Origin of the sequence: Bradyrhizobium ontarionense (assembly GCF_021088345.1) — a bacterium.
In the GTDB taxonomy this organism is placed as follows: Bacteria; Pseudomonadota; Alphaproteobacteria; order Rhizobiales; family Xanthobacteraceae; genus Bradyrhizobium; species Bradyrhizobium ontarionense.
In genome coordinates, this window is sequence record NZ_CP088156.1 from 3,682,386 (window position 1) to 3,695,866 (window position 13,481).

The 13,481-nt window shown below is 65.7% G+C and carries 15 protein-coding genes; 6 read left to right on the forward strand and 9 right to left on the reverse strand.

Going from position 1 to position 13,481, the window contains the following annotated elements; genetic code table 11:
• Positions 1–66: 66 nt before the first annotated feature.
• From LQG66_RS16630 to LQG66_RS16640, 3 genes are read right to left on the reverse strand one after another with little or no spacing between them, the layout of a single operon-like run.
• Entirely contained in the window at positions 67–846 is a 780-nt protein-coding gene (locus tag LQG66_RS16630) for an ABC transporter ATP-binding protein (protein WP_231327274.1), read from the reverse strand.
• 3 nt (positions 847–849) lie between these two features.
• Positions 850–1,659: an ABC transporter permease gene (locus tag LQG66_RS16635; RefSeq protein WP_231327275.1), complete on the reverse strand. Its 810-nt coding sequence runs from the start codon at positions 1,657–1,659 to the stop codon at positions 850–852.
• Between the two features lies 1 nt (position 1,660).
• On the reverse strand, positions 1,661–2,668 hold the full coding sequence (locus LQG66_RS16640; protein WP_231327276.1) for an ABC transporter substrate-binding protein: 1,008 nt from the start codon (positions 2,666–2,668) through the stop codon (positions 1,661–1,663).
• Between the two features lie 192 nt (positions 2,669–2,860).
• Here LQG66_RS16640 and LQG66_RS16645 point away from each other — a divergent pair, with 192 nt between their 5' ends.
• Positions 2,861–3,595 (forward strand): GntR family transcriptional regulator, encoded by a 735-nt coding sequence (locus tag LQG66_RS16645; RefSeq protein WP_231327277.1) that lies wholly within the window; start codon positions 2,861–2,863, stop codon positions 3,593–3,595.
• A 24-nt stretch (positions 3,596–3,619) separates the two neighbouring features.
• On the opposite strand, the gene LQG66_RS16650 is transcribed toward LQG66_RS16645, so the two are convergent.
• Genes LQG66_RS16650 through LQG66_RS16660 form a run of 3 tightly spaced genes read right to left on the reverse strand, consistent with a single transcriptional unit; the run spans position 3,620 to position 6,704 of the window.
• On the reverse strand, positions 3,620–5,203 hold the full coding sequence (locus LQG66_RS16650) for a S53 family peptidase (protein ID WP_231327278.1): 1,584 nt from the start codon (positions 5,201–5,203) through the stop codon (positions 3,620–3,622).
• A gap of 33 nt (positions 5,204–5,236) precedes the next feature.
• Positions 5,237–6,427 carry a hypothetical protein gene (locus LQG66_RS16655; protein ID WP_231327279.1) on the reverse strand — a complete coding sequence of 397 codons (1,191 nt, stop codon included), beginning with the start codon at positions 6,425–6,427 and terminating at the stop codon, positions 5,237–5,239.
• 19 nt (positions 6,428–6,446) lie between these two features.
• Complete coding sequence (locus tag LQG66_RS16660) at positions 6,447–6,704, reverse strand: hypothetical protein (RefSeq protein WP_231327280.1); 258 nt, start codon at positions 6,702–6,704, stop codon at positions 6,447–6,449.
• Between the two features lie 175 nt (positions 6,705–6,879).
• On the opposite strand from LQG66_RS16660, the gene LQG66_RS16665 reads away from it, so the two are divergent.
• The 5 genes from LQG66_RS16665 to LQG66_RS16685 all read left to right on the forward strand — a co-directional run bounded on the left by LQG66_RS16665 (position 6,880) and on the right by LQG66_RS16685 (position 9,726).
• Positions 6,880–7,284 (forward strand): DUF350 domain-containing protein, encoded by a 405-nt coding sequence (locus tag LQG66_RS16665; RefSeq protein WP_231327281.1) that lies wholly within the window; start codon positions 6,880–6,882, stop codon positions 7,282–7,284.
• A gap of 2 nt (positions 7,285–7,286) precedes the next feature.
• Positions 7,287–7,694, forward strand: a complete 408-nt coding sequence (locus LQG66_RS16670; RefSeq protein WP_231327282.1) for a hypothetical protein — start codon at positions 7,287–7,289, stop codon at positions 7,692–7,694.
• Between the two features lie 116 nt (positions 7,695–7,810).
• On the forward strand, positions 7,811–8,026 hold the full coding sequence (locus LQG66_RS16675; RefSeq protein ID WP_231327283.1) for a hypothetical protein: 216 nt from the start codon (positions 7,811–7,813) through the stop codon (positions 8,024–8,026).
• A 6-nt stretch (positions 8,027–8,032) separates the two neighbouring features.
• On the forward strand, positions 8,033–9,196 hold the full coding sequence (locus LQG66_RS16680; protein WP_231327284.1) for a glutathionylspermidine synthase family protein: 1,164 nt from the start codon (positions 8,033–8,035) through the stop codon (positions 9,194–9,196).
• Positions 9,197–9,309: 113 nt separating this feature from the next.
• The gene (locus LQG66_RS16685; RefSeq protein ID WP_231327285.1) at positions 9,310–9,726 is read left to right on the forward strand and encodes a response regulator; all 417 of its coding nucleotides are present in this window, start codon (positions 9,310–9,312) and stop codon (positions 9,724–9,726) included.
• 142 nt (positions 9,727–9,868) lie between these two features.
• Here the strand turns inward: LQG66_RS16685 and LQG66_RS16690 are convergent, their stop codons facing one another.
• Genes LQG66_RS16690 through kaiC form a run of 3 tightly spaced genes read right to left on the reverse strand, consistent with a single transcriptional unit; the run spans position 9,869 to position 13,415 of the window.
• A complete protein-coding gene (locus tag LQG66_RS16690; RefSeq protein WP_231327286.1) occupies positions 9,869–11,356 on the reverse strand; it encodes a sensor histidine kinase in 1,488 nt (495 codons plus the stop codon).
• A gap of 11 nt (positions 11,357–11,367) precedes the next feature.
• Positions 11,368–11,664, reverse strand: coding sequence for a circadian clock KaiB family protein (locus LQG66_RS16695; protein WP_231327287.1), 297 nt, complete (start codon positions 11,662–11,664; stop codon positions 11,368–11,370).
• A complete protein-coding gene (kaiC, locus tag LQG66_RS16700) occupies positions 11,661–13,415 on the reverse strand; it encodes a circadian clock protein KaiC (RefSeq protein ID WP_231327288.1) in 1,755 nt (584 codons plus the stop codon). The genes LQG66_RS16695 and kaiC overlap by 4 nt, the downstream gene beginning before the upstream one ends.
• Positions 13,416–13,481 lie beyond the last annotated feature (66 nt).

Genomic DNA, 13,481 nt, shown 5'->3' on the forward strand with positions numbered 1-13,481 from the left:
ATGCCGTGTTTCGTCGCCGCGATGCAGGAACTTCCAGCATCTCTTTTCGATGGAGCAGAATCTGCATCATGCCAGCGCCCTCTCCTGCTCCACCCGCTCGCCGCGCAGCAGCGCGAGGATGTGGCGCTTCAGCGCGTTGAACTGCGGTGAGGTGATATCCCGCGGGCGCGGCAAATCGATCGGGATGATCTCGGCGATGCGGCCTGGCCGCGCGCTCATCACGGCGACATGGGTGCCCAATGTCAGCGCCTCGTCGATCCCGTGGGTGACGAACACGATCGTGCCCTGGTGCTGCTGCCAGATGCGCACCAGCTCGGTCTGCATGTCCATGCGGGTCTGCTCGTCGAGCGCGCCGAACGGCTCGTCCATCAGGATCACCTGCGGATTCATCAGCAGCGCCCGCGCAATGCCGACGCGCTGGTTCATGCCGCCCGACAGCTCCGAGGGATAGTGGTTCTCGAATCCGGTGAGGCCGACCATGTCGACATAGACCTGCGCCCGCGCGCGGCGCTCGGCCTTCTGGCCGCCGCCGAGCAGCAGATGAAAGGCGACGTTCTCCCACACCGGCAGCCACGGCATCAGATTGGCGTGCTGGAACACGACGCCGCGATCGGCGCCGGGTGCCGTGACCGGCCGGCCGTCGACGGTGAGGCTTCCTGCGCTCGGCTGCTCGAAGCCCGCGATCATGTTGAGCAGCGTCGACTTGCCGCAGCCGGACGGACCGAGCAGGCAGACGAGCTCGTTGCGCGCGATGCTGAGGCTGATGTCGGCGAGCGCCGTCACTTCGGCGTTGCGCTTCCTGTCGGTGAAGGTCTTGGAGACGTTGACGATGTCGATCGTGGCCATGACCTACTCCCCGCCGCCCAAGGTGGTGTTGCGCTGCCAGTGCAGCACGCGCGCCATCACGAACCGGATGGCGAGGTCGCTCATGAAGCCGAGCAGGCCGATGCTCGCCATCGCCGCCAGCACCAGATCGTAGCGCAGGAAGTAGTAGCTGTCCCACAGCACGTAGCCGAGCCCGCTCTTCACCGCGACCATCTCGGCCGTCACCGTCAGCATCCAGGCCGAGCCGATGCCGATGCGAAGCCCTGCAAAGATGCTCGGCAGCGCCGCGGGCACCACGATGTAGCGCAGCAGCTTGCGCTCGCTGCCGCCGACCATCGCGCCAGCACGGATCAGATTGCGGTCGCAGGTCTTCACGCCATGGATGGTGTTGAGCAGGATCGGGAAGAACGCCCCGAGGAACACCAGGAAGATTGCCGGCTTGTTGGCGATGCCGAACCAGATGATGGCGAGCGGGATCCACGACACCGGCGGGATCGGCCTGAGCATCTGAAGCGTCGGCTCGATCACGATCTCGATCTTGCGCGACCAGCCGATGGCCACCCCAAGTCCGACGCCGAGCACGGTGGCGATGGCAAAGCCAGCGGCGACGCGCGACAGGCTCGCCAGCATGTCGGCGAGCCAATGCGCGCTGTAGGTCTGGGTGTTGCCGTCGGTGCCGATCAGCCAGTCCGCCCACGCCCACAGCACCGTCGACGGCGCCGGCAGCAGCGCCGCCGGCAGCGCGCCGGAGCGCGAGAACGCCTCCCAGCCCGCGAGCACGAGCACCGGGACAAGGTAGCGGTCGAGCTTTCGGAGCTGGGCGAGCGCGGCCATCTCAGTAGCCGAGCTCGGTCTTCGGCTTGCCGGTCGCGGCTTCTAGGAAGCGGTAGTCGAGGTTCTTCTCGACCGCGGCCGTGACGTCGGAGTTGATGTATTTCAGGTCGCGCATCATGGTGGCAATGGCGAGCGCCGAGGCGCGGTACATCTTCGGATCGGGATCGAGGTTCTCGACCGCGCCGGTGGCGATCGCCTTGTCGAGGCCGGTGACCTTGGAGATCACCTCGATCAGCGCCGGCTTGTCGGCGGCGATGTGGGCATCGACCTTCACGACCGCGCGCACCACGCCTTCCAGCGCCTTCGGGTTCGACGCGATGACGTCGGAGCGGGTCAGGATCAGATTGGTCAGCTTGCCGGCGGCCTGGTCATAGGGGAAGCCGAAGAACTTTGCGGCCTTGGCCTGCATGATCTGGGTGGCGAACGGCTCGACGGTGCAAATCAGCTCGACCTCGCCACGGCGCAGCGCCTGCAGATGATCCGACGGGTTGGGGATGTTGATGAACTGCACGTCCTTGTTGATGTCGATGCCCTGCTTGGCGAAGGCGCCGCGCATGTGGATGTCCTGCGCATTGCCGCGCGAGGCGGCGACGCGGAACGGCTTGCCGTCCGCCTTGTACTTGGCAATCAGCGCCTTCAGCGCGCCCCAGTCGCCCGGCGCGATCTCAAGATCGTTGGCGAGCAGGATCGCCGAGCCGCCATTGACCTGGCCGGAGATGGCGACGACGTCGAAGCCTTTGTCGAGCGCGATGGCATAGTGCAGATAGGTCACCTGCGCGACGTCGATGTTCTTCGACACCAGCGCCGTCAGCGCGTCGGTGCCGGTGTTGAAGCTGACGGCGTCGATCGCGACGCCTTCGGCGAATTGCGGCGTCAGCGACATCGGCGTGCAATGCGCGCATTTGGCGTAGCCGAGTTTGATCTTCGGCGCGTCCTCGGCAAAGCTGAGCGTGGGCAGCGCCAGCACGAGCAGGGCAAGAATGGGGAGCAGAAAGCGTTTCACGTCCATCTCCAGGGCAAGGTCGATCCATGTCGCTGGCCTCCTATCAGCAAGCCACATGCCAATTGGATGCGATATGCAATGTTGATTTTTATAAGTAAAATCAATATGTAGGTTGATGCATTATTTGGACGATTTGCCTGATCTGCGGGCGCAACGCCCGAATCTCAGGCAACTGACAGCGAGGCCTCTGCGGCTGACATGACCACCCCAGCACCACGGCCCAGACTGAAGACGCGCTTCAAGCCGGCGCGGCTGAAGCTGTCGTCCGACCATTCCAAGCGCCCGCTGGAGCGCCTGTCGCTGCACGACCAGCTCGTCGCCAAGGTGCGCGAGATGATCGTCGACGGCGAGCTCGCCGCCGGCGCGCCGCTGCCCGAGCGGATGCTGTGCGAGACCTTCGGCGTCTCGCGCACGCCGCTGCGCGAGACGTTCAAGATCCTCGCGGCCGAAGGCCTGATCGAGCTGCGGCCACACCGCACGCCGGTGGTGACGCCGATCGACGCCCGCGAGATCGCCGAGATCTTCGACGTGATGGTCGGGCTCGATGCCGCCGCCGGCCGCGCGGCAGCCGCCCGTGCAACTGCTGGCGACATCGCCAGGCTCGACGCGATGCATGCCGAACTGGTGACGCTGCATCGCGCGGCCGAGCGCGCCGCCTATTTCCGGCTCAACCAGCAGATCCACACCGAGATCACCAGGCTCGCCGGCAACAGCGTGCTGTTCAACATGTGGAGCACCCTGCATACGAACGTCTTCCGGGCGCGCGCGGTGGCCAATTACGACGCGCGCCGCTGGGACGAGTCGATCCGGGAGCACGAGGCGTTCATGGCCCTGTTGCGCGCCGGCGACGCCGCGGGCTTCGCGCAGGCTCTCGCCGATCACACCCGCAAGACCGGGGACTCCGTGCTGCAGATGCTGGAGTCCCAGGCCTGATCGGCTCCCATGTCGGCTGGTGCGTTACGCCACCAGCCCCCCTGCGAACGCTGCAATGATATCGGCGCCCTTGGGCACGCCGAGGCCGGTGCACGCGTTCCAGCCGGGTCCAGCATCATAGCCGCGGCCCGCGACGCGATTGTCGCCTTGCGTGATGGCGCGACACAGCGCCGGATCGGAATAGAGCGCCGGATTGACGAAGCCGACCGGGCTGGCGCGCTCGGCATTGGCCATCGCCAGCAGCGCTGCCCATAGCGGCGTCGCCGCACTGGTGCCGTCCTTCGTTACCTGCTGTCCATTGAGGACGATGCGATAGCCCGGCGTAGCAGCGGCGGCGCAGGCGACGTCGGGCACGCCGCGCCGCACCGCGCCGTCATTGAGCGAGGCCGGCAGATTCAGCGCCTGCTGATACGCCGGCACCGGAAACACGTCGCTGATGCCACCGCCGGTGCCGGTCGGCGCCTGCTTCCAGACCGCTTCGGCAACGATCGCGGCGCCGCTCTCGTTCAGGACCGGCGCCGTGCCGCCGCATCCGAGCGCATAGGGGCTGGAGGCCGGAAACCACACGTGCAGCCTGCCATCGGCGAGGCCGCCGGTCGCGAGCAGGTCGCCGGCGGCGAACATGACGCTGACGCGGAGCCTGATCGCATCCGCCAGCACCGCCTGCATCGCGTCGCGGCTGGTGTCGGTCCAGGTCTTCTCGCTGTTGCCCCAGCTCACCGACACCACCTGCGGCCGGTTGATGTCGTCGAACACCGCGCGATGCACCGCGCGCGTCAGGCTGTCGGTGGAGTTGTTGGCGAAATAGACGACGATGCGGGCCTTCGGCAGCAGGCTCGCGGCGACCTGGAGATCGAGCGCGATCTCCTGCTCCGCCAGGCTGAAGCCATCGACGAACTGATTGCCGTCCCCCTCGACGGTCACGTCGATGACCTCCGGCATCGGGCGGCCCATCGCCGCCATCGCGGTCACCAGGTCGGACATGAGATAACCACCGCCGAGCGCGACGATGCCGACACAGACCGAGGGCGCCTCGCGATTGATCGGGATGCCGTAGAGCGACGCGATCTCGGTCGGCCAGCGACCGGCGTCGGTGCCGTCACCGGCCTGCGGCCGGACCCGGTCGGCCGGCGCGGCAAGCGGGCGCTGGTCGAAGCCGAGAATGGCGCGTGTCCATGGCGCGATTTCGGCCGGCACCGTCAGTTGCCCGACCCGCGCGCGGAATTGCTGCCGGCCGTCGTCGTAGCGCCGCAAGGTGGCGCCGAACACCTCGGCCATCTGCCGCGCCGTGCCCTTGAGCTCGACGGTGCGCTGGCCGAGGTTGACGGCGCTGACCTCGAGCCCGCAGGTCTGCGCGAGCTTCTCGATCCGCGCAGCAGCACGCGCATGGGTGCGGAGGCGCTGCGCCGCCAGCGCGCGGCGCGTGACGGGCCTGCTGGTGAGGCGGGCGAGATCGCCCGCGCTGCCCGGCACGAACGCATCGGGCGTGCGACGCTTGACATGGACGACGACGCTGACCGGCTCGTCCGGATCGACCTCGCCGATCAAGGCCGCGCCCTCCGGCGGAACGCGGAGACTGCCGGCGAGAGCGACCTTGCGATCAGTCATGTCATGCCTCCGAAGGCACCCGCGAACTCACTGTCACTTGCCGGCGCAGTTGGACTGCTGCACCGGCGTCTGGGTGTCGTCGATCGCGCAGAACGGAATCGACCACACGAAGTCGGCCGACGTTGCCGTGCGTGTGAGGCCCGACTTGCCCTGGAAGATCGGCGGCTGCGAGGTGAAGCTCCAATACCAGGTCGGCAGCAGCGGACCGAGCGGGCCGATCGGACCATTCGGACCGAACGACAGGAAACCGGCTTGAGAGGTCGGCTGCCCGTTCTTGTTCCATACTGCGCGGCCGTGACAGGTCATGCAGGAGGCGGTCGCCACGAAGCCTTCCTCCGTCACCGAGTTGCCGACGCGAATATCCAGGCCGGTGTTGTCGACGAAGTCGCTCTGTGAGCCCTTCAGACAGTAGTTCTGATAAACAGGATCGATGTCCGCGCCGTTGAGCATCGCCGTCAGCGCCGGCGTCTTGGCACAGTTGGGATAGCCCTGCCCAGCAGCCCGATTCGACGGCACGAACGGCTGCTGCGCGCCGAACGCATCCCTGCAGCCGAGGATGTCGCAGCGTGACGGATTGAGGCTGTGCTCGAACGTCGCCCAGGTCCAGTTCGGCACGGCCTTGCTGATGACGTGCATCGCGACCATCGCGTATTGCACGCCGCCTGCGCTGTTGACGTGATAGAGCTGCGGCACTTGCGCGACGGTGACGCGGTTGTTGGTGAAGGCCGGAATGGCGCTGACCGGCATCCAGTTGGCCTTCACCTCGATCGAGTCGATCGGGAACGACAGACTCTTGCCAAAGGCCGCCTTCAGCCCCGACACCTTGTATAGATTGTTCTGAACGATGAAATCGAACGCCGCCTTGTTGCGCCGGGTCTCCTCGGTCACGCCGTCGGAGATGCCCGGCGGCAATGCCGGCAGCAGGCCGCCGGCGGCCTCCACGCCCTCGCGCGCGACCTGCGGCAGCACCGGCCGCCGCAACGACGGCGGTGTCGGCGCTGTCGGGAATTGCGGATTCGGCTGGAACGTATCGGTATCGCTGGCCCATGTCTCAAATACCGAGTTGCTGCCGCCGGCCCGGCTGTTGGCCTGGATGAAGAACTGCCAGGCGACCTGGTCGGGCGCATTCATGGCCGGATCGGCAGTCGATTGAGCATTGGCCGGGCCGGCCACCCCCGCGCTCAGCCCAAGAGCGAACGCGCCTGCGAGCAGATATCTCGTCATCGTACCCTCCCTTTGTTTGCTAAGGCAAAAAGCCGTCTGACATCCAATTCGTGTAGGTATCGAGCGAAGGCTGTGGCCAGGGATGTCCGGGCGGCATGAACGCGGACGACAGCGCCGCGAAGACATGGCGCGCATTGGCGTAATCTGCGAAATCGTCATTTCCGGCGGCGTCGCACATCCATTGCGCATCGTCGAGATGGACGCCCTTGTTGTTCATGCAGTTGATATCGGTCGAACGGAACAACGGCAGAATGTCCGAGCTGAATGTGGTCGCCATCGCGCGCCTCCATTGCGCGAAACAACACCTGAGGTTGTCGTCGCGCGTATGACCCAGCTCACACGCGGCGGCGAAATTTCCGCCGGCCGGCATGCATCTTTACGGAATCGCATCGAACCGACGCACAGGATGACGCGACAAAGCGTTCGCAACGGCGGAGATCAGGACGACCCGCATGATCCTTCAATCACTCGCCGGCCTGCCGGCTTTCCTGGTGTATTTCTGCACCGCGCTGTTCGCGGTGACGGCGTACCTCTTCATCTACACCCGCGTCACGCCGTACAACGAGTTCCAGCTGATCCGGGACAATCATCCGTCCGCTGCGATCGCGCTCGGCTTGAGCCTGCTCGGCTTCACCTTGCCGCTGGTCAGCGCCATCGCTCATTCCGCCAACGTGCTGGACTGCCTGATCTGGGCGCTGATCGCGCTGGTCGTGCAGGTAATCGTCTATTATCTCGTCCGCATCCCGGTGCCGGACCTCGCACAGCGCATCGTCGCCGGCGAGCTGGCGTCCGCGATCTGGCTCGGGCTCGCATCCCTCTCGGCGGGCGCGCTCAATGCCGCCTCGATGATCATCTGATCATGCCCGGGCAACGCACCGAGTTCGGCAAGCGCAGGCCGATGCCGCCGCCCCCGGCGACGCCGCCGGTGAAGCGCTCGGGCCATGTCGCGCTCTTGCTGATGGGCACGCTGGCCGTCGGCGGCACCGCCTATGCGCTGATGCCGCGCCAGCAGAGCTGCCCGCAGCAGGGAACGGATGCGCCGCTCGCCGGCCAGCCGCAGGCGGCGAGCGAGTGCACGACGCGACGGTCCGGCAGCAGCAGCGGCGGAAGCGGCTCGGGGCGCGCGTGGCATCTGTTTTCCGGCGACGACAGCGAGACGAGGCGGAGTTCGACGTCGACGCAGGTCGCCGAAGCCTCGTCCAGCCACGTCTCGCGCGGCGGCTTCGGCTCCTTCGCCCATGCGTTCGGCTTCTCGCGCGGCGGCTGATTTTGGTCCAGGGACCGCCGTGAAAACACCGCCTTTATGGTGATGATGCGATTCGGATCTTTGACACAGACTGAAAATCATAGAAAATCGCCTGCCAACTTATCGGGACTGATCCGATGAAACGTTCGCGCCGCGTGGTGCTGACGATGATGGGGACTGCGACGATCGGCGCGGTCTCGCTAGGCTTTACTCGCAAACGATCGTGCGGCCCCGGGCGCGACGTCTCGCCCGGACCGCGCGACCGCATTCAATGCCGTGCCACCCATGGCGGCTTCGGCCACGCTGTGCACCGCTTCCACGGGCACGGCGCGCACGGCCATGCCGGCGGTTAGCCGAGCATGCAGCGGATCCCCTGCCCCGAGCGTGACGACTGGCGGCAGACGGCGGAGCAATGCGGATTCGATTTCTACGAACTTGATGGTGAGCGTTACTGGGACGAGCGCGCCTACTACGCGTTCACGATCGCCGAGATCGAGCTCGGCATCGAGGAGCCGACCGGCGAGATCGAACAGATGTGTCTGGAGCTGGTCGAGCGTGTCCTCGGCGACGACGCGCTGCTGCGCCGGCTGCAAATCCCGGAACATGTCTGGCCACTGCTATCAGACAGCTGGACGCGCAAGGACGGCAGCCTCTATGGACGGCTCGATCTCAGCTATCAGGGCGGCCGCATGCCGGCGAAGCTGCTCGAATACAATGCCGACACCCCGACCTCGATCTTCGAGGCGGCGGTGTTTCAATGGACCTGGCTCGAACAGGCGATCGAACGGCACATCATCCCGGGGCGTGCGGATCAGTACAATTCGATCCATGAGCGCCTGATCAAGCGCTGGCGCGCGCTCGGCCAGGGGCACCGGCTGCATCTGACCGGCCTCACCGAAGATGCCGAGGATGCCGCGACCTTGGCCTATCTCGCCGACACCGCGGCGCAGGCGGGATTGTCAACAACGGTGCTCGACATTGCCGACATTGGCTGGCGCGACGATGGCGGCGGCTTCGTCGATCTCGACGGCGGCGACATGGCGCTCGCGTTCAAGTTGTATCCATGGGAATGGATGTTCCGCGACGCCTTCGGCGCCAAGCTCAGGGACGCGCCGACGCGCTGGGTCGAGCCGCCGTGGAAGGCGATCCTGTCCAACAAGGGCATCCTTCCCCTGCTCTGGCAGCTGTTCGAAGGCCATCCGAACCTGCTGCCGGCCTATTTCGAGGATGATCCGAAAGCCGCCAGTCTTGGCCCGAGCTTCGTGCGCAAGCCGATCTACTCGCGCGAAGGCGCCAATGTGAGCCTGGTCTCCGATGGTGTCGCCCTCTCTGCGCAGGATGGTCCCTATGGCGCGGAGGGTTTCATTCGCCAGGCGCTGGCACCGCTACCCGACTTCGGCGGCGTGCTCCCGGTGATCGGCAGCTGGCTGGTCTCCCACACGCCCTGCGGTCTCTCGATCCGCGAGGATGCGAGCCCGATCACGGGCAATCGCTCGCGCTTTTTGCCGCATGCCATCCTGTAATAAGGCGTCAACGAGACGTATCGAAACGGCTCGACACTCCGTTAGGGAGGTTTAGATAGAACGAGGGGAAGGAACTCCTGGACTCGGCAACTGCGCACGACCGGATATCAGGCATGGCGACGGACAACTCTCAGCTCGAAGGCTTTCGCATCCTGGTCGCCGAGGACGAGGGCCTGATCGCGCTCGAACTCGAGACGGTGCTGCAGGGCTTCGGGTGCGAGGTCGTAGGCCCCGTTTCCCGCGTCGCCGACGTGCTGCGCGAAGCCGAACGCGGCCGCCTCGACGGCGCGCTGCTCGACGTCAATCTGCGGGGCGAGCAGATCTTCGCCATCCTGCCGCAACTCATCGCGCTCGAGCTGAAAATCGTCATTACCTCCGGCTATGACGATGCGACATTGTTTCCCCCGGAATTCCGCAACCTGCCGCGCCTCGCAAAGCCGTTTGACGAGCGCGCGCTACGCGCGATGTGCGAGGCCACGTTTCTTCCGCGCCAGGTCTCCGGAGAGAACCTCCACCTCCCGCCCGGGTAACGCAGTGACGGCCGACCGTTCAGAATTCCCTGAGCTCTCCGCGCCGTGCATCGAGAGCGCGCACCCGTTCCCAACGAGAAAATCCCGCGGGGTTATCAGCTAGAAATCCGAATGAGGAGCATGGTAAACCGAATCCGCCGCGCTAATCCGGCCGCACGGCCGATGCCGGCGGATGTTCCGGTGACGTCTCGGCCGTCAGCGCAAACGTCAGCGTGCAGCGGATTCCCGTCGGTTCGAACGTGAGCACGGCATCGCCATCGAGATCGAAGCGCACGACGCGATCGATCAGGGTGGTACCGAAGCCGCGCGCGCCTCCGCCTTCGACCGGAGGCCCGTTGCGCTCCAGCCAGAGCAGCTCCAGCCTGCGACGGTCGTCGCACAGCCGCCAGGAGATCGCGACCAGGCCGAATGGCGCCGAGAGCGCGCCGTATTTCGAAGCGTTGGTCGCGAGCTCGTGCAGCACCATCGAGAGCGGCAGCACCAGCCGCGCCTCCAGCAGCACCGGCGGGCCCTCGGTGGCGATTCGACCTTCACCGACGCCGTAGGGTGCCAGCACGGTGGTGAGCAGCTCGTTCAGCCCGATGCCGATCCAGCGCGTCTGGGTCAGGATATCATGCGCAATTGAAACGGCCTGGATGCGGCCCGAGAATGCCTTGTTGAAGGCCGGCAACGAGGGCGAGGTCCGCAGCGTCTGTCCGGCAACGGACTGCACGATCGCCAGGATGTTCTTGACCCGATGATTGAGCTCGGCGACCAGGACGGTCTGCTGCTCCTCGGCGCGCTTGCGTTCGGTGATGTCAGTCAGGGTCACGATCGAGCCGACCACATCCCTTGCATCGTTCACCAGCGGACCGCCCGAGAGCAGGAACGAGCGCCCCGACAGCCGCTCGTCACGCAGGGCCACTTCGACGCCGTGAAACGGCTTGGTGGCAAGCGCCTGATCGAGGCTCTCGCGCGAGAAGCGCGTCAAGGTGCCCTGCTGGCTCGCGCTCTGGCCGTCGAGCGGGAAGGCCTCCGAGAACAACCGCCCGACAGGGGATCGTTCGGCGAGCTGCTCGGCCACCCAGCTCGCATGGGTGATCCGCCCGTCGAGCGCGAGGACGACGACGGCATCGGTCGCCTGTTCCAAGATCGAGCGCGCGAAGCGCTCGGCAGTGGCGACCTCCTCGGCGCGGCGCTGGATCGACATGTCGGTCAAGGTCACGAGCGTTGCCACGACGCCGCCCATCGCCATCTGCCGCATCCAGACCGACACCGGCAGATCAACACCCTCGACGCTGCGCAGTTGCGCGTCGCTTGCGGCATCGTCGGGCCGCTGCTGGGGCACCGCTCCCGCGAACAGCGACGCGAAGCTGCGTCCGACCAGCTCGTGGGAGCCGAGACCGGTCAGGACGCATAGCCTGGAATTGACATAGACGATGCTGCCTTCGGCATCGAGCGTGAGCGCGCCGTCGCTCATCCGTTCGACCAGGACGTGATAGGGCGCGTCGGCCCCCTGCAGCATGATGACCTGAGGTCCCGCGGGGCCGTGCACCACCACGGCATCGACGCTGCCGCGATGAATTGCCTCGACCGTTTCCTCCGCCTCGTTACGGGGCCGGCCCGCCTGCATCGCGTCTCTTGATGCCACGCGTCCTCCGTTCAGCTCGGTGCGATGTCGAGGCCAACCAGCACCTTCTCCGCATTGGAGAGGTCACCGATGATGCGCTTGAGGGGTTCCGGCAATTGGCGGATCAGCGTCGGGATCGCGACGATCTGATCACGCTGCGCGAGGGCCGGATCCTTCATCAGGTCGATCACTTCGATGGTATAGCGGCCCGGCAGATGCGTCTCGCAGAGCTTCTTGAGGTTGGCGAGCGCCGCCAGCGATTTCGGTGTCTGGCCGGCGACATAGAGCCGGAGATTGTAGCCATCCTGTTCCATCGGTGCGGTCGTCATTTGCTGGATCTCAACGGGTTCGACGTGGAGCTCAGCGGGCGCCTGGACGAGCGGCTCTCGACCTGCGCGATGCGAGCGGCCAAGCGCTGATCCTCGCGCGCAGCGCCTTCCAGGTTGATGAGGGCCATCTCGCTCTCCTCAATGGCCAGCTGAGCCTTGAGCGTTTCGATCTGCGCGGCGAGATCGCGGCGACGACGTTCGACCTCGCGTGTGCGGCGCTCCATGTCCTGCGTGCGCATCAGGCGGTCGACCCGATCTCTCGCCTCCTGCGCCACCCGCGCCGATCCCGTGAGCACGCCCTCCGGACCGACATAGACCTCGCGCAGCGAAATGCCGTCGGCGCTCATGAGGAACTCGCGGACCTGGTTGGAATGCGCCATGCCGCGCGACTTCAACAGATAGAGCTGGCGATTGTGCTCGCCATTGCTCTCGCGATTGTAGAGCAGCAGCCAGGTGTCGGTGAGCGAGGAGATCTGCATCTCGGTGGTCGCCGTATCGGCGCTGCCTGCGCCGAGGTTGGTGAACAGCGCCGTCACGCCGCGCGCCTTCAGGAAATCGATGAGGCGCAGCGTCATCGAATGCACGTCACCGGCGAGGCCGGCGCCCATCAGCGCCGAGATGGGATCGACCACGACAGCGGCGGGATCGAAGTCCTTGACCTCGCGATGCATCGCGGCGAGATGCGTCTCCAGCCCGTAGAGATTGGGCCGCCGCGCCGAGAACCGCAGCAGGCCACGATCGACCCATTGCTGCAGGTCGAGACCGACCGACTTCATGTTGCGTATGATCTGCTGCGGCGATTCTTCCAGCGCGAAATAGATGCAGCGTTGTCCCGATTGGCAGATCGAATTGGCAAAGTGCGCCGACACCGTCGACTTGCCGGATCCGGCCATGCCCGAGATCAGAATGCTCGATCCCTTGTAGTAGCCGTTGCCTTCGAGCATCTCGTCGAGATCGGCGATGCCGGTCGACACGCGCTCCGTCCAGGCGTCATGCGAGAGGCCCGACGAGGTGATCGGCATCACCGTGATGCCTTCCTGGTCGATGATGAAGGGATATTCGTTGGTGCCATGCGCCGTGCCGCGATACTTCACGACGCGCAGCCGGCGCGTCGACAGCTGGTCGTGCACGCGGTTGTCGAGCAGGATCACGCAGTCCGCGACATATTCTTCAAGACCGTAGCGGGTCAGCGTACCATCGCCGCGCTCGCCGGTGATGACCGCGGTGACGCCCTTGCTCTTCAGCCATTCGAACAGCCGGCGCAGCTCGGAGCGCAGCACGGCCTGGTTGTCGAGACCGCCGAACAGCGTCTCGATCGTATCGATGACGACGCGCTTGGCGCCGATGGCGTCGATCGCGAAGCCGATACGGATGAACAGGCCGTCGAGATCGTAGTCGCCGGCCTCCTCGATCTCGTTGCGGTCGAGATGGATGTGGTCGACCACGATCTTCTTCTGCTCGATCAGCTTCTCGATGTCATAGCTCAGCGAGCCGACATTCTTGATCAGGTCCTCCGGCTGTTCCTCGAAGGCGATGAACACGCCAGGTTCGTCGAACTCGACGACGCCGTTGTGGAGAAACGTCATGGCAAACAGGGTTTTGCCGCAGCCGGCAGCGCCGCACAACAGCGTCGGCCGCCCCTGCGGCAGGCCACCGAAAGTGACCTCGTCGAGGCCGTCGATCCCCGTCGGGGATTTCGCGATGACAGGCAGATCCCGCGTCACAACTCGAGGACGCACGCTCGTTTTCATTCATTCCCCCGCCATCAATCCAGCACGCATCAGTCCACACCGCGGCGTGATTTGACGCGCCAGAAC